General features: G+C 73.2%; 17 protein-coding genes. 11 read left to right on the plus strand and 6 right to left on the minus strand.

What is annotated here, in order from left to right:
* Positions 1-174 precede the first annotated feature (174 nt).
* Positions 175-1,371, plus strand: coding sequence for an acyl-CoA dehydrogenase family protein (locus ABZ573_RS03365; RefSeq protein ID WP_132231612.1), 1,197 nt, complete (start codon positions 175-177; stop codon positions 1,369-1,371).
* Positions 1,372-1,398: 27 nt separating this feature from the next.
* Here the strand turns inward: ABZ573_RS03365 and ABZ573_RS03370 are convergent, their stop codons facing one another.
* From ABZ573_RS03370 to ABZ573_RS03380, 3 genes are all read right to left on the minus strand, one after another.
* Positions 1,399-2,163 carry a hypothetical protein gene (locus ABZ573_RS03370; protein WP_358115254.1) on the minus strand — a complete coding sequence of 255 codons (765 nt, stop codon included), beginning with the start codon at positions 2,161-2,163 and terminating at the stop codon, positions 1,399-1,401.
* Positions 2,164-2,277: 114 nt separating this feature from the next.
* Entirely contained in the window at positions 2,278-2,685 is a 408-nt protein-coding gene (locus ABZ573_RS03375) for a CoA-binding protein (RefSeq protein ID WP_121396731.1), read from the minus strand.
* A gap of 73 nt (positions 2,686-2,758) precedes the next feature.
* Positions 2,759-3,808 (minus strand): Rv2578c family radical SAM protein, encoded by a 1,050-nt coding sequence (locus tag ABZ573_RS03380; protein WP_358115257.1) that lies wholly within the window; start codon positions 3,806-3,808, stop codon positions 2,759-2,761.
* A gap of 102 nt (positions 3,809-3,910) precedes the next feature.
* On the opposite strand from ABZ573_RS03380, the gene ABZ573_RS03385 reads away from it, so the two are divergent.
* Positions 3,911-4,330 carry a DUF393 domain-containing protein gene (locus ABZ573_RS03385; protein ID WP_311410661.1) on the plus strand — a complete coding sequence of 140 codons (420 nt, stop codon included), beginning with the start codon at positions 3,911-3,913 and terminating at the stop codon, positions 4,328-4,330.
* Here ABZ573_RS03385 and ABZ573_RS03390 read toward each other — a convergent pair.
* From ABZ573_RS03390 to trxA, 3 genes are all read right to left on the minus strand, one after another.
* Entirely contained in the window at positions 4,294-5,202 is a 909-nt protein-coding gene (locus tag ABZ573_RS03390) for an HTTM domain-containing protein (RefSeq protein WP_151454941.1), read from the minus strand. The two genes, ABZ573_RS03385 and ABZ573_RS03390, sit on opposite strands and share 37 nt — an antisense overlap.
* The gene (locus tag ABZ573_RS03395) at positions 5,199-5,639 is read right to left on the minus strand and encodes a hypothetical protein (protein WP_327030415.1); all 441 of its coding nucleotides are present in this window, start codon (positions 5,637-5,639) and stop codon (positions 5,199-5,201) included. Before ABZ573_RS03395 ends, ABZ573_RS03390 begins: the two co-directional genes overlap by 4 nt.
* Positions 5,640-5,857: 218 nt before the next feature.
* Positions 5,858-6,220 (minus strand): thioredoxin, encoded by a 363-nt coding sequence (gene trxA / locus ABZ573_RS03400; RefSeq protein WP_151454943.1) that lies wholly within the window; start codon positions 6,218-6,220, stop codon positions 5,858-5,860.
* 548 nt (positions 6,221-6,768) lie between these two features.
* Between trxA and ABZ573_RS03405 the strand changes: the two genes are divergently transcribed.
* The 9 genes from ABZ573_RS03405 to ABZ573_RS03445 all read left to right on the plus strand — a co-directional run bounded on the left by ABZ573_RS03405 (position 6,769) and on the right by ABZ573_RS03445 (position 13,994).
* The gene (locus ABZ573_RS03405; RefSeq protein ID WP_132231598.1) at positions 6,769-7,284 is read left to right on the plus strand and encodes a MaoC family dehydratase; all 516 of its coding nucleotides are present in this window, start codon (positions 6,769-6,771) and stop codon (positions 7,282-7,284) included.
* A gap of 62 nt (positions 7,285-7,346) precedes the next feature.
* Complete coding sequence (locus tag ABZ573_RS03410; protein ID WP_192581417.1) at positions 7,347-7,874, plus strand: hypothetical protein; 528 nt, start codon at positions 7,347-7,349, stop codon at positions 7,872-7,874.
* Between the two features lie 102 nt (positions 7,875-7,976).
* Positions 7,977-8,600, plus strand: coding sequence for an RNA methyltransferase (locus ABZ573_RS03415; RefSeq protein WP_311410700.1), 624 nt, complete (start codon positions 7,977-7,979; stop codon positions 8,598-8,600).
* 144 nt (positions 8,601-8,744) lie between these two features.
* Complete coding sequence (locus ABZ573_RS03420; protein ID WP_327030417.1) at positions 8,745-9,446, plus strand: DUF6758 family protein; 702 nt, start codon at positions 8,745-8,747, stop codon at positions 9,444-9,446.
* 133 nt (positions 9,447-9,579) lie between these two features.
* Complete coding sequence (locus ABZ573_RS03425; RefSeq protein ID WP_007455302.1) at positions 9,580-9,738, plus strand: hypothetical protein; 159 nt, start codon at positions 9,580-9,582, stop codon at positions 9,736-9,738.
* 6 nt (positions 9,739-9,744) lie between these two features.
* Entirely contained in the window at positions 9,745-10,620 is an 876-nt protein-coding gene (locus ABZ573_RS03430; RefSeq protein ID WP_132231592.1) for a PH domain-containing protein, read from the plus strand.
* 102 nt (positions 10,621-10,722) lie between these two features.
* On the plus strand, positions 10,723-11,805 hold the full coding sequence (locus ABZ573_RS03435) for a SigE family RNA polymerase sigma factor (RefSeq protein WP_358115264.1): 1,083 nt from the start codon (positions 10,723-10,725) through the stop codon (positions 11,803-11,805).
* Positions 11,806-11,861: 56 nt separating this feature from the next.
* Positions 11,862-13,079, plus strand: a complete 1,218-nt coding sequence (locus tag ABZ573_RS03440) for a hypothetical protein (RefSeq protein ID WP_358115267.1) — start codon at positions 11,862-11,864, stop codon at positions 13,077-13,079.
* A 48-nt stretch (positions 13,080-13,127) separates the two neighbouring features.
* Positions 13,128-13,994 carry a PHP domain-containing protein gene (locus ABZ573_RS03445; RefSeq protein WP_358115270.1) on the plus strand — a complete coding sequence of 289 codons (867 nt, stop codon included), beginning with the start codon at positions 13,128-13,130 and terminating at the stop codon, positions 13,992-13,994.
* Positions 13,995-14,026: the final 32 nt, after the last annotated feature.

Genomic DNA, 14,026 nt, shown 5'->3' on the forward strand with positions numbered 1-14,026 from the left:
GGTCTCCTCCTGCCGGTGGCGGATCGCGTCCCCTCTTGCCGGACGCTACCCGCAGCGGTGAACCTTTTCACAGCGGTTGTGTGGACTGGTCACCTTGGCCTCGACCGCCGTGCGGCCAATACTGACGGAGCGTTCAGTTACCCATGAGTAAGGCGCCGACCCCCGGAGGCTGAGATGGCCCGACTCGCCCAGACGCCCGGCCTGACCGATGTGCAGCGGTCGATCCTGGAGACCGTCCGGGAGTTCGCCGACAAGGAGATCATCCCGCACGCGCAGCGGCTGGAGCACGCCGACGAGTACCCGAGCGACATCCTCGACGGGATGCGCGAGATGGGCCTCTTCGGTCTCACCATCGACGAGGAGTACGGCGGGCTCGGCGAGTCCCTGCTCACCTACGCGCTGGTGGTCGAGGAGCTGTCGCGGGGCTGGATGTCGATCTCCGGCATCGTCAACACCCACTTCATCGTCGCGTACCTGATCTCCCAGCACGGCTCCGCCGAGCAGAAGGCCCGGCTGCTGCCGAAGATGGCGACCGGCGAGGTGCGCGGCGCCTTCTCGATGTCCGAGCCCGAGTGTGGCTCCGACGTCTCCGCGATCAAGTCGAAGGCCGTCCGCGACGGCGACCGGTACGTCATCAACGGCCAGAAGATGTGGCTGACCAACGGGGCGTACTCGTCGGTGGTGGCGACCCTGGTCAAGACCGACACGGGCGCCGACTCCGTCTACGGCAACATGAGCACCTTCCTGCTGGAGAAGGAGCCCGGCTTCGGCGAGACCGCGCCAGGCCTGACCATCCCCGGCAAGATCGACAAGATGGGCTACAAAGGCGTCGAGACCACCGAGATGGTGCTCGACGGGGTCACCGTCGACGAGTCCGCCGTCCTCGGCGGCGCGGAGAAGGTCGGCCGCGGCTTCTACCAGATGATGGACGGCATCGAGGTCGGCCGGGTCAACGTGGCCGCCCGCGCCTGCGGCATCTCCATCCGCGCCTTCGAACTCGCCGTCGCGTACGCCCAGCAGCGCCACACCTTCGGCCAGCCGCTCGCGAAGCACCAGGCCGTCGCCTTCAAGCTCGCCGAGATGGGCACCAAGATCGAGGCCGCCCACGCGCTCATGGTCAACGCCGCCCGGCTCAAGGACGCCGGCCAGCGCAACGACGTCGAGGCCGGCATGGCCAAGCTGCTCGCCTCGGAGTACTGCGCCGAGGTCGTCCAGGAGGCGTTCCGCATCCACGGCGGCTACGGCTACTCCAAGGAGTACGAGATCGAGCGGCTGATGCGGGAGGCCCCGTTCCTGCTCATCGGCGAGGGCACCTCGGAGATCCAGAAGACGATCATCTCCCGCGGCCTGCTCAAGCAGTACAAGCTCTGACGCAAGGAAGGGCACCCTCCTGACGCCTCAGGTAGAGGAAGGTGCCCTTCCTGATACGTCGGCGCCGGCGGCGGGCTCCGGTGCGGTGACCGGCCCCGCCGCCAGCACCTGCGGTCGTTCCCGGTACGCCTCGATCGCGGCCGCCAGGCGCTGCTCCGGCACCGCCACGTCACGGCCCCCGACCACCGGCGCCGGCTCCAGCGACCGCCACACCCTCGGCCGCAGCCGCACCCCGGCGAGCCGGCCGTCCTCCCGGTGCAGGCTCACCCGGTCGATGTTGGACCAGTCGTACCGCTGGCGGCCGTGCCGGATCCCACTCGCCGTCAGCGCCAACCGCCCGGTGAACCGCATGCCGAAATAGGCGACGAGGCCGCCCGCCGCCGCCACCGCGACCAGGAGCACCAGCCGGACGACCCGGGCCCACTGCGGGTCGGCGGGCAGCGCCATCGTCACCACCAGCATCACCGCCGTCGCCCAGGCCAGCGCGGTGACGAGGTCGACCCAGCCGGCCAGGGACCGCCGAGCGACCAGACCGGGCTCCGTCCCGTCCACGCCGGCCACCCGTTCCCGCCAGATAAGCCGGGCGTCCTGCCGCGGACACCACCGCCGCAGCAGCGCGGTCACACCGACGAAGAGCCAGAAGACACAGACATCGGGATCGAACCGGGGAACCCGGAACAGCGCGGCGGCCATCGGCACCGCCACCATTGCGGCCACCGTCGCGGCCAGCAGCCGGCGGGACCAGAGCCCGTCGTCGCGCTTCGGCAGCCGGCCGGACAGGCGGACAGACATGACCGCAGGGTACGAGCCGTCGACAACGTACGGGCCCGACCAACCGCCCAGCCGCCTCGTGCAACCGCCACGGCGGACGGGACCGACCGCCGTGCCGGGACTTCCCGAACCCGGTCAGCCCAGCCGGGTCAGGCCGGCGGCGGCGCGCTCGACGATCAGGCAACGATCCTCGACGTAGTCGACGCCCGCCTCCGTGGCGATCCGCCGCGCCTCGGCCGAGACGATGCCGAGCTGCAACCAGACCGCCGGAGCGCCGATCGCCACCGCCTCGCGCACCACGTCGACCGCGTCCTGCGCCGGCCGGAACACGTCGACCAGGTCGACCGGGTGCGGGATGTCGGCCAGGGACCGGTAGACCCGCTCGCCGAAGAGTTCATCGGCCGTCGGGTTCACCGGGATGATCCGCCAGCCGTACCGCTGCATCTGCAACGGCACGCTGTGCGCGGCCTTGCGCGGGTCGCGGGACGCGCCCACGACGGCGATCACGGCGGAGTCGGCGAGGATCTGCTGAGCGGAGCGCACCCGCCGACTCTAACCCCGCCGCTCAGCCGCCGCCCGCGAGCACGCTGCGCAGCCGGGCGTGCTCCCGCGACCTCTACAGGAGGGTGAGCTGCTCGGCGGGCGGCGGCGCGGGCGCTGGTCCGGTGCGGCGGTGGTCGTCGCCGCGCTCGCCCCGGGGCAGCCCGTGCCGGCGCGCCGCGATGCGCACCCGCGCCGTCAGTTCCCGCTGGTAGGACTGCGGGGCGTACGCGCCGGAGCGGTAGAGCTCGCGGTAGCGGGGGACCAGGTGCGGGAACTCGCGGCCCAGCCAGCGCGCGTACCACTCCCGGGCACCCGGGCGCAGGTGCAGCGCCAGTGGCGTCGCGCTGGTCGCCCCGGCGGCGGCGATGGCCGCCACGGTCGCGTCGATCGACTCGTCGTCGTCGCTGAGCCCGGGCAGGATCGGCGCCATCAGCACGCCGACGTCGAAGCCGGCGTCGGCCAGCGCCCGTACGGCGTCGAGCCGCCGCCTCGGGCTGGGGGTGCCCGGCTCCACCGCCCGCCAGAGCCGCTCGTCGACGAAGCCCACCGAGTACGACACGCCGACCCGGGTGACCTCGGCGGCCTGGCGCAGCAGCGGCAGGTCACGCAGGATCAGCGTGCCCTTCGTGAGGATCGAGAACGGGTTCGCGAAGTCGCGCAGCGCCGCGATGATCTGCGGCATGAGCTGGTAGCGCCCCTCGGCCCGCTGGTAGCAGTCGACGTTGGTGCCCATCGCGACGTGCGCTCCCCGCCAGCGCGGTGCGGCCAGCTCCCGCCGGACCAGCTCGCCGGCGTTGACCTTGACGATGACCTTCCGGTCGAAGTCCTCCCCGGCATCGAGGTCGAGGTAGGTGTGCGTGTTCCGTGCAAAGCAGTATTTGCATGCATGACTGCATCCGCGGTAGGGGTTGATCGTCCACTCGAACGGGACCCGGGACGTGCCGGGCACCTTGTTGATGATCGACTTGGCCCGCACCTCGTAGAACGTCATGCCAGCGAAGCCCGGCGTGTCGAAGGTGCGGGCGACCGCTCCGGGCAGCGCCAGCGGCAGGGGTGGTGTCGCCGGCGCTGCCCGGTCGGGGACTCCCTCGTCCGGGGGAGCGGCGAGGTTGTCCCAGCGCATGGCCCTCATTCGAACACGCGTACGAGCGGAACGCAAGCGACCCGCGGTGTTCCCGCCCACCTCGCGGCACCGCACGCGCCCGGCGGGTGGAGGATGGAGGGCATGGAGAGGTCGACGTTCGTCTACGACGGGGACTGCGCGTTCTGCACCCGGTGCGCCGAGTTCATCGACCGGCGCATCCCGACGGGCGTGCGGGTGGTGCCGTGGCAGTTCGCCGACCTCGACGCGCTGGGCCTGAGCGAGGCCGAGTGCGAGGAGGCGGTGCAGTGGGTGGGCGCCGACGGCTCCCGCGCGGCCGGTCCGGACGCCATCGCCAGGCTGCTCCGCGACAGCGGTCCGCTCTGGCGGGTCGCGGGCGCCGGCCTCGCCTTCCCGCCGGTACGCGCCGCCGCCTGGCCCGCGTACCGCTGGGTGGCCCGGAACCGGCACCGGCTCCCCGGCGGCACGGCCGCCTGCGCGCTGCCGCAGGAGGCGCGGGAGCGCCTCTACGGACCGTCCGGTCGCCCGGCCGCCGACGCCTGACCCGCGAGTGCCGGCGCGGCGCCGGCGGGCGCTGCGGTGTCCCGTCCCCGGCGGGTGAGCAGCCGGCGCGCCCAGACCACCGGCCGGACCCGCTCCAGCGGCAGGAAGCTGGTCATCGCCGCCAGGTGCGGGGCGAACGAGATCGTGATGGTCGCGACGGTGACCAGGTGGAACGAGTAGAAGAAACCCACCGTGGCCAGCCGCCAGCGTTCCTTGAGCAGGAACACCACCGGGCTGAACAGCTCGAACGCGACGATGCCGAACTGGGCGACGATCAGCAGGTACGGCACCGAGGCGACCAGGTCGGCCAGCTCGGTGCCGCGCCGGAGGATCGCCCGGGCCAGCACCGAGCCGGTCAGCCAGTCCAGTCCGCCGAAGCGCAGCTTGGCCCAGGCGGCCAAAAAGTACGTGCAGATGACCGCGATCTGGGTGACCCGTAGCGCCCAGCCGCCCGCCTCGGTGCGGGTGGTGTCGCCGTGCCGGGCCCGGCCGGCGGTGGGCAGCACGGCCAGCGCGACGAGCAGGCCGAACCGGTCGTGGTCGACCTTGCCGTAGCTCATCGCGACGATCATCCACTCGAAGTAGAGCGCGAAGACCGCCCAGCCGAGCAGGCGTGGTGCCCGGCCGGTCGCGGCGAGCAGGGCGAGCAGCAGCAGGGCCCAGAAGACGACGGTGACCAGCGTCTGGGTCGGCGTCGGCAGGGGCAGCACCCGACCGACCAGCAGCGGCTGGTAGAGCTCGCCGGGCACCGCCACCCGGGTGCGTACCCAGGGCGTGAAGACGACCAGGTCGGCGGCGACGAAGAGGTAGATCAGCGTGCGGAAGGCGGCCACCCGGCCGCGGGGCACCGCCTCGGTCAACCAGCGGCTCATCGGTCCGCCTGCCAGGCGACCACGGTCTCGTCGGTCCAGCGGCCGGTGGGTCGCCCGTCGCGGATGCCGTGCCAACGGATGACGATGCGGACCTCGACCAGCTCCGCCGCCTCCGGGTGGCGCTCGGCGTACGCGTCGGCGACCTCGGCGAGCAGCGTGGGGTCGGCGGCGTAGCGGCTCTGCTGGCCCTCGATCTCGGCCCGGCGGATGCCGGTGGCCCGCTCGCCCAGGTCGACGACCGCTCCGCTGCTGTCCACGCCCTCGACGCGGGTGTCCGGGGCGGGGGAGTTCGGCGGGTTGGACGTGGAGTACATCCGGAACGGGCCGAACGGGAAGTGGTCGTCGGTGCCCCAGGCGGTGCCGGCCACCAGGACGGCCAGGCCGAGGGCGGTGACGGCGAGCCGGACGGCGCGACCGCGGGTGGTCAAGGTTTCCATCGGGTCGTGACGATACGGGATGTACCGCCCGCCTCGGCTCCCTCCGACGGCCACTTCCCGCTGGCCGGCGGGCCAGGGCTGCCGCGTCTCGGGCGCATGGCGGAGACGTCTCCACGGGCGCATGGCGGAGGTGCGGGTGCCGGCCGCTCCCCGTCACCCGGCGGGTGTACGCCGACGGCCGGGCCCGTCGGGGTCCGGCCGTCGTGGAGCGCTGCGGCTCAGTGGCTGTGTCCGGCCAGCTTCTCGCGGACGTCGTCCATGTCGAGGGCCTGGACCTGCTCGATCAGGTTCTCCAGGGCGGACTCGGGGAGGGCGCCGGGCTGGGCGAAGACGATGACGCCGTCGCGGATCGCCATGATGGTCGGGATCGAGCGGACGTCGAACTTGGCGGCCAGCTCCTGCTGCGCCTCGGTGTCGACCTTGCCGAACACGATCTCGGAGTGCTTGTCGGAGGAGCGCTCGTAGACCGGGGCGAACCGCTTGCACGGGCCGCACCAGTCGGCCCAGAAGTCGACCAGCACGATGCCGTCGCTGCCGGTCACCTCGTCGAAGTTTGCCGTGGTCAGCTCTACGGTTGCCATGAAAGTCTCCGATCGGCGCGGAATAGCTACGTCTGGTGGAACCAGGGCGTACCTCGTGGAATTCCCGGCCCGTCTCCGCCGAAACGTGCTCGTCACGGCGTTGCGCGGGTCACGTTCACATCGATGACGATGGTTCCTGCTCGCCGTTGCGGTACGCAAGTGCACGACGCATTTGCGTGACCGGTCGTGATGGGAGCGTTTCCAGGGAGATCGACACGATTGACCGGAACGAATGAGCAATCAGGCGGTTGACAAGCGGCAATCCGGCGTGCGGAGATCGCCGAGGTCCGGTCGACCGAGCACGCACAGTAGTGTTACGAAAAGGTAAATGTGACCTCCGTCTCTGTTCGGTTCGCCTTCCCGTACGGCAGAATCTTCCGCATCAGAGCGTGGGCGGCGGGTGCCGGGGAGGGCCCCGCCGCTCATTGCGTCTCCCCCCGGTTGTGGCGGTGTGACATTTCCGCACGCCCCGCGCCCCGCACCTCGCCTTAACACTCCATAAGGCATGCTGTGCCGAACTCCATCGCCGCCCGTCGAAGGGGACAAGGATGCAGTTCGGCCGCTACTACGAGGAGTTCGAGGTCGGCGCGGTCTACCGGCACTGGCCCGGCAAGACGGTCACCGAGTACGACGACCACCTCTTCTGCCTGCTCACCATGAACCACCACCCGCTGCACATGGACGCGCACTACGCCGAGACGGCGAGCCAGTTCAAGCGCAACGTGGTGGTCGGCAACTACATCTACTCCCTGCTGCTGGGCATGTCGGTGCCCGACGTCAGCGGCAAGGCCATCGCCAACCTCGAGGTGGAGTCCCTGCGGCACGTGGCGCCCACCTTCCACGGCGACACGATCTACGGCGAGACCACCGTGCTGGACAAGCGCGAGTCGTCCTCCAAGCCCGACCGGGGCGTGGTCTCCGTGGAGACCCGGGGCTACAACCAGGACGGCACGATGGTGTGCGTCTTCCGCCGCCGGGTGATGGTCCCGAAGAAGGAGTACGCGACGGCGGCGGTGCCCGAGGGCGTCGACCCGGAACGGCCCAGCTTCCCCGAGCCGCGCTGACCGACGGGCCCCTTCTCATCCGGGTTCCGGGTGGTAGGGGCCCTTTTTCCGATCCGGGGCATATGCTGGCGCCGGAGGTCCCCATGAGCCACTCCGTCGCCGGAGAGCCGTCCTCTGCCGGCCGCCGTGCCGCACCGCTGACCACCGCCGTCTACTCCGCCGCCGAGTGGGACCTGCTGACCAGCCTGCCCGGCCGCGTGATCGTGGCCGCCGCCGCGCCCGGCCCCGGACGGCCCCACCCGGGAGTCGCCGCCGGGCTCGCCGGCCTGGACGCGGTCGCCGCCGGCCGGGCCTTCGACAGCGATCTCGTACGCGCGGTGGTCGCCGCCATCTACGCCCGGCACGACGGGGCGGGCGATCCCGTCGAGCGCCTCACCGACGTGGTGGACCTCCTCGCCGCCTGCCGAGCCGCGACCCGGGTGCTGCGGCGGCGGGCCGATCCCGCCGACTCGGCCGCGTACCGGCAGTGGGTGCAGTCGGTGGCGGCCCGGGTGTGCAGGGCGGCGACGGCCGGAGCCCCCGGGCTGCCGCCGGCCCCCGCCGACCGCCGCTTCCTCGACCGGCTCGGCGGCGCGTTGGGGCTGCGCTGAACCGCCCCGGTCGACCTGGCGTCCCGTCCGCGTCGGCCCGGTCCGGTGCCGCGCCGGGGTCGCGACCCGGGGCGGGGTCCGTGGGCCGTACCCTGCGTGACCGTGACCGGAGACCAGCTCGACGTCGGCGTGGGACCGTGGCCCGGGGACCCGCCGGACGACCCGCGGTACGACCCCGAGCTGCTCGCCGAGGGCGACCGGCGCAACGTCGTCGACCGGTACCGCTACTGGCGGCGCGAGGCCGTGGTGGCCGACCTGGACCGGCGGCGGCACGACTTCCACGTCGCGATCGAGAACTGGCAGCACGACTTCAACATCGGCACGGTCGTCCGCAACGCCAACGCCTTCCTCGCCGCCGAGGTGCACGTCGTCGGCCGCCGGCGGTGGAACCGGCGCGGTGCCATGGTGACCGACCGCTACCAGCACGTCCGGCACCACGAGACCATCGAGGAGTTCGTCGCCTGGGCGGCCGGACGGGAGTTGCCGGTCGTCGGCATCGACAACCTGCCCGGCTCCCGGCCACTGGAGACCACCACCCTGCCCCGGCGCTGCGTCCTGCTGTTCGGGCAGGAGGGCCCCGGCCTGTCGGATCCGGCGCGTGCCGCCTGCGACCAGCTCTTCTCGATCGCCCAGTACGGCTCCACCCGGTCGATCAACGCCGGCGTGGCCAGCGGCATCGCCATGCACGCCTGGATCCGTACGCACGCCGGACCGCCGCCGGGCTGACCGCCGCCACTCGCCGGGCTGACCGCTGTCGCTCGCCGGCCTCGGGCTCGCCGGGGGACCTCAGCCGACCCGCCCCGGGAGGTGGTCGGCGGCACCGAAACCGGCGCTCCGCTTGACGGGGCGGCGTGTGGGGGTGACGGTGGGATGGTGAGTGTCGCGGTGAGTTGCCCCAAATGCGGTGGACCGGTGCGGGCGCCGGACCTGATGCACACCGAGTCGCGCTGCCTAGACTGCGGGCCGGTCTCCCCGCTGCACGTGCCCGAGCACATCGGGACCGAGATCGTGGCCAGCGTGGTGGAACGGATCGTCGCCGCCGCCGACCCGCCGACCCGGCCGAGGACGCCGCTGTGGTGCCCGTGGCCGCTGCCGACGGGCTGGACCATGACCGGCGTGGCGTACGCCGGCGACGACCGCACCGGGGTGCGCGCCACGGCGGTCGCCTGCGCCGGGCCGGAGCCGCTCGGCGGGGGTCCCGCGGACCTGGTCTTCGTCGCCGAGGAGCCGGGCGTCGGCCTGGGCACCCGGTTCGCGGGTCTGGCCGGCCCGGATCCGGGCCCGGAACTCGCACAGGCGTTGACCGATCCCGGGCCGGGCCATCCGGAGCATGTCGGGCAGGCCAGGATCAAGGTGGCCGGTCATCCGACTCCACTGTGGCTCGTGAACTCGCCGACGGATCGAAGCGCGTACGCCGGCGAGGCTCGGGGATTGTGGCTCCATGCGATAGCCTGGCCGGCGAGTGCGGGTCACCTCCTCGCGGAAGAAGTCGTGTTGCACGACTTGACCGAGTGGACACCGCCCGAGCTCGTGTACGGCGCACCGTCTCCGTATCTGCACGGGAAGGCTTGACGGGCCCTAGGGCTTGACAGGCATCCCGGAATGTCGGAGAACGGACGCAGATATTCACTGTACGACACCACACTGATACTCTGGGTGCCGCTGCGGTAATGGGACCCGGCGCCGCGCGAGAGGATGGCCCGCCATGGTCAAGAAGGTCCTCACCTGGGCCGGAATCGCATTCTTGATCTTCTTCGTCGCATACCGGCCAAATTCTGCGGCGGACGTGTTCAAGTCACTGGGCGGCGGGATCATGGACATCGCCCAGGGGTTCGGCGACTTCTTCACCAGCCTCGTCGCCTAGCCGCCGATGGGAAACCCCTCCGGTCCACCCTTCGATCCCGACGATCCCGATCGGGAGCGCCGGGAGCGGGACACGGAGCCGATCCCCCGGATCGGCCCCGACGACGGGCCGGGCTACGGCACCGGTCCGGGTCTCTCCGACGGTCCCTCCCTCTCGGACGACGCCGGCTTCGGCGACGGCCCGGCGTACGCAGGGGAGGGGCGGTCCGGTCGGGCCTGGGTCCGTGACCCGGAGGCCGGCTACCAGCCACCGCAGATCTCCGAGGACGAGCTGGCCGGTCTGCGGGCCGACGCCGCCGGCATGGCGCCCCGCCGGGTGCTGCCGTTGGAGGACGAGCCCAGCTCGCTGGTGGCGCGCTACCTCTTCCCGACCGAGCGCTACCGGGGCGAGTGGAAGCGGCACTGGATCCACCTCTCCACCCCGCTGCTGGTCGGCATCGCCGCCACCTTCGTGCTGGGCTACCTCTCCGGCTTCCTCGCCGGGCAGGACGTGGGCGCGCTCACCACGATCGCGGTGCTGCTCTGGTTCGCCGTGATGGGATGGGTGGCCTGGAAGGTCGCCGACTGGTGGTACGACCGCTTCATCCTGACGAACAAGCGGGTGATGGTGGTCAACGGCATCATCACCCGGCGGGTCGCGATGATGCCGCTGGTCCGGGTCACCGACATGAAGTACGAGCAGAGCCCGACCGGCAGGGCGCTCAACTACGGCACCTTCGTGCTGGAGTCCGCCGGTCAGGAGCAGGCGCTGCGTGAGATCAAGAACCTGCCCAACCCCAACGAGCTCTACCTGCGTGTCGTCGAGGAGATGTACGAGCCGCAGGCGGTCGAGGCACGGCTGGGCAAGGAGGCCGACGAGGCCAAGGCCGACGACGGGGCGTGAAACTTTTCGTCCGAACATCGGAGGAACTGCGCACCATTCGCCGTCGACCCGACCACCCCGGGCATGGCAACCTGCCAGGACAACGGGGTGCGGAGGTGGCCGATGGTGAGCAGGGATCCCCTGGAGGAGGAGTTCCGCGACTTCGTCGCGGCCCGCTCCGGCGCCCTGCTGCGCACCGCCTACCTGCTCAGCGGCGACTGGGCCACCGCCGAGGACCTGTTGCAGACCGCGTTGACCAAGACGTACCTGGCCTGGAAGCGGCTCGGCGGGATCGAGGCGATCGAGCCGTACGCCCGCCGCGTCATGATCAATACCTCGACCAGCTGGTGGCGGCGGCGCTGGCACGGTGAACGCCCCACCGACGTGCTGCCGGAGCGGGCCGGGGTCGACGAGATCGAGCAGCAGCTCGACCGGGACCTGCTCTGGCGTCACCTGAGCGCGCTGCCCAGCCGGCAGCGGGCGGTGCTCGTGCTGCGCTTCTACGAGGACATGTCCGAGGCGCAGACCGCCGCGCTGCTCGGCATCTCGCCGGGCACGGTCAAGAGCCAGACGTCGCGCGCCCTGGGCACCCTGCGCCGCCGGATGGGCGCCGAGGCCGTCCTCGACCTGTCGGCCGGGGCCGACCCGACCCCGGCCCTGCCCCGGGCCGACGGCACCGACCGCCCCACCCCCGCCCGCGATCGCGCCGACCGTCCCGCTCCCGCGCAGGGCGGCACCGACCGTCCCGCTCCGGTCCGCGGCGGCGCGCCGGTCCGCCCGTCGACGGCCTACGGGGCGCCGACGATGGTGGTGGGCGAGGACGCGGCGGCCGTGGTCGCGGCGACGAACGCCCCGTCGCCGCTCGTCGCGCCGGCCACGGCGGGCCGGCCGGCCGGCACCACCACCGCCGCCCCGAGCAGGTCGGGAGGCGCCATCGCCCCGGGTCGGTCGGGAGGCGTCACCGCCGCTCCGGGCGGTGCCGCGACCGGACTTCCGGCGCAGCCGGCCACCGTTGCTCCGGCGCCGGACGCCGGACGTGCCACGTCGGCCGCCGAGCTGACCGACGAGTCGGCGGGCGATCCTGTGCCCGTCGCCTCGGGGGCGCGGGCCGGGGCCGGGGCGGTGTCGCGTACCGCCCGTGACGAGCAGCGCGGCCGGCAGGCCGCCCTCCCGGCCGTACCGGCCGGCTCCGGAGAGCACCGGTGAGCCGTCCCGTCGGTCGTGGTGACAACCGGACCGAAGGCCCGACGCGTCCATTCGCCGTGACCGAGGACGAGCTGGCGCAGGCGGTACGGGAGACGTTCGCCCGCCGGGTGTCCGTCGCGCGTCCGCTCGTCGCCGATCCGGCGGGACTGGCGATCCGGCGGGCCGACCGGTCCCGGCGCCGGCGGACGTTGACCGGGATCGCCCTCGCCGCGGTGGCCACCGTGACGGTCAGCGCCGGAATGGCCCAGCTCGGGCAGCAGCCCGGGCGACCCACCCATCCGACCGTGGTGCTCGGTGACCCGTACGCCTCGCCGTTGCCGGACCCGACCCCGCAGCTGTCGGCCGCTCCCCGGGCCGACCTGGGGCGGGGCGAGGTGGACCTCATCCTCAACGACGTGCTGGTCACCGCCGGCGGGCAGCGGCTCGCCCTGCCCGACGTGGGCACGGCCGCCGAGCGTGCCCAGCGGCTCCCCGACCGGGCCGGGTGGGCGGTGGTGGGCGCGCCGACGGCGGCCGGCCGGTCGCTGTGGATCGTGCTGTCGGACGGCAAGGCACACCTGCTCCTGGCCGGGGCCCGGGACATCGTCCTCAGCCCCGACGCGCGGCAGGTCGCCTGGCGGGAGGGGACGGATCTGGTCGTCGCGGGCATCGTCGGCACCCAGGTCGTCGCCGCCGCCCGCACCCCGGCGTCGCCCGACGCGGTACCGGTCGCCTTCGCCGGGGACACGGTCCTGGTCCGCCTCGCCCCCGACCGGCCCGGCCACGCCCTGTGGCGCCCGGCGGCGGGTCCGCCGCGCGGCGCGGGCGACGCCGCCCTGCACGTCTACGGCACCCGCCCGGACGGGCTGGCGGTCGCGTTGGTGTCCGCCGGCACTCCCCGCCGGCCCTGTGTCGCCCTGCTCGACCCGGCCCGGAACCTCGCACCGGTACGGACCGGATGCGGGCCGACGCTGACCGGCGCCGGAGCCGGCGGGGTGTCCGCCGACGGGCGGTGGCTCCTGGTCAACGGGAAGGCGGGCCGGCAGGACCGCGCGTTGCTGGTCGACCTGGACCAGCTCGCCGCCGCACCGGCGACCCGCCCGGCCGGTCCGCCCGTGGCCGGGCCGGTGGCGTGGACGCCGCAGGGGACGGCCCACTACCCGGCCGCGGACGGCGCCCTGGTGCGCGTCGAGGTGAGCCGCGTGCTCGACGGCGAGGTGGCCGTGTCCGTGCCCGTGACCGGCCTGCCCGCCGGAGAACGCGTGGTGCCGGTGGGCGGCGACCGCCGTCCCTGACCGCGCCCGCGCGCCCGGGGCGGGCCGCCGGCCGGTAGCGTCGGGCCGATGAGCGCGGCACCGCGGATCGACCTGCACACCCACTCCACCGCCAGCGACGGCACGCTCAGCCCGGCCGAGCTGGTGCGGGCGGCGGCGGAGTCGGGGCTGGACGTCGTGGCGATCACCGACCACGACACCACGGCCGGCTGGGCGCCGGCCCTGGCGGCGCTGCCGGCCGGGCTCAGCCTGGTCCGGGGCGCGGAGCTCTCCTGCCGGTGGTACGGCGAGGAGCCCGCGCTGCCGCTGCACCTGCTGGCGTACCTCTTCGATCCGGACGCCCCGGAACTCGTCGCGGAGCTGGCCCGGGTGCGGGCCGCCCGCGAGGAGCGGGGCGAGCGGATCGTGGCGCTGCTGCGGGCCGACGGGATCGACGTGAGCTGGCCGGAGATCCTGACCGGCGCGGGCGGCGGAACCGTGGGCCGGCCGCACATCGCGCAGGCGCTGATCCGGGCCGGCCTGGTGGCCACCACGACGGAGGCGTTCGGGCCGGACTGGCTGGGCGAGCGCTACCGGCTGCCCAAGGAGGACATCGACGTCTTCCGCGCGGTCCGGCTCGTCCGCGCGGCGGGCGGTGTGCCGGTCTTCGCCCACCCCCGGGCCACCCGGCGGGGGCGGATCGCGCCCGACGAGCTGATCGCCGACCTGGCCGCGATCGGGTTGGCGGGGCTGGAGGTCGACCACGAGGACCACTCCGCGGCCGAGCGGGCGCACGTGCGGGCCCTGGCCGGCGAGCTGGGCCTGCTGGTGACCGGCTCGTCGGACTTCCACGGCACCCACAAGACCGTCCGGCTCGGGGCGTTCACCACCGATCCCGGGGCGTACGAGCGGATCGTCGCCGAGGCGGGCGGAGTGACCGAGGTCGCTTCCGGCTGATCCGCGTTTCCGCCTCCGGCGGCGCGGCTACG

Source organism: Micromonospora sp. NPDC007220 (genome assembly GCF_040634035.1).
GTDB lineage: Bacteria > Actinomycetota > Actinomycetes > Mycobacteriales > Micromonosporaceae > Micromonospora > Micromonospora reichwaldensis.

Coding starts and splice junctions, on each gene's coding strand:
- trxA (WP_151454943.1), bottom strand. CDS start 6,220: ATGGCAACCGTAGAGCTGACCACGGCAAACTTCGACGAGGTGACCGGC.
- ABZ573_RS03380 (WP_358115257.1), bottom strand. CDS start 3,808: ATGCGCTGGGACAACCTCGCCGCTCCCCCGGACGAGGGAGTCCCCGAC.
- ABZ573_RS03420 (WP_327030417.1), top strand. CDS start 8,745: ATGGTGAGTGTCGCGGTGAGTTGCCCCAAATGCGGTGGACCGGTGCGG.
- ABZ573_RS03385 (WP_311410661.1), top strand. CDS start 3,911: ATGGAGAGGTCGACGTTCGTCTACGACGGGGACTGCGCGTTCTGCACC.
- ABZ573_RS03365 (WP_132231612.1), top strand. CDS start 175: ATGGCCCGACTCGCCCAGACGCCCGGCCTGACCGATGTGCAGCGGTCG.
- ABZ573_RS03430 (WP_132231592.1), top strand. CDS start 9,745: ATGGGAAACCCCTCCGGTCCACCCTTCGATCCCGACGATCCCGATCGG.
- ABZ573_RS03445 (WP_358115270.1), top strand. CDS start 13,128: ATGAGCGCGGCACCGCGGATCGACCTGCACACCCACTCCACCGCCAGC.
- ABZ573_RS03390 (WP_151454941.1), bottom strand. CDS start 5,202: ATGAGCCGCTGGTTGACCGAGGCGGTGCCCCGCGGCCGGGTGGCCGCC.
- ABZ573_RS03405 (WP_132231598.1), top strand. CDS start 6,769: ATGCAGTTCGGCCGCTACTACGAGGAGTTCGAGGTCGGCGCGGTCTAC.
- ABZ573_RS03370 (WP_358115254.1), bottom strand. CDS start 2,163: ATGTCTGTCCGCCTGTCCGGCCGGCTGCCGAAGCGCGACGACGGGCTC.
- ABZ573_RS03410 (WP_192581417.1), top strand. CDS start 7,347: ATGCTGGCGCCGGAGGTCCCCATGAGCCACTCCGTCGCCGGAGAGCCG.
- ABZ573_RS03425 (WP_007455302.1), top strand. CDS start 9,580: ATGGTCAAGAAGGTCCTCACCTGGGCCGGAATCGCATTCTTGATCTTC.
- ABZ573_RS03435 (WP_358115264.1), top strand. CDS start 10,723: ATGGTGAGCAGGGATCCCCTGGAGGAGGAGTTCCGCGACTTCGTCGCG.
- ABZ573_RS03395 (WP_327030415.1), bottom strand. CDS start 5,639: ATGGAAACCTTGACCACCCGCGGTCGCGCCGTCCGGCTCGCCGTCACC.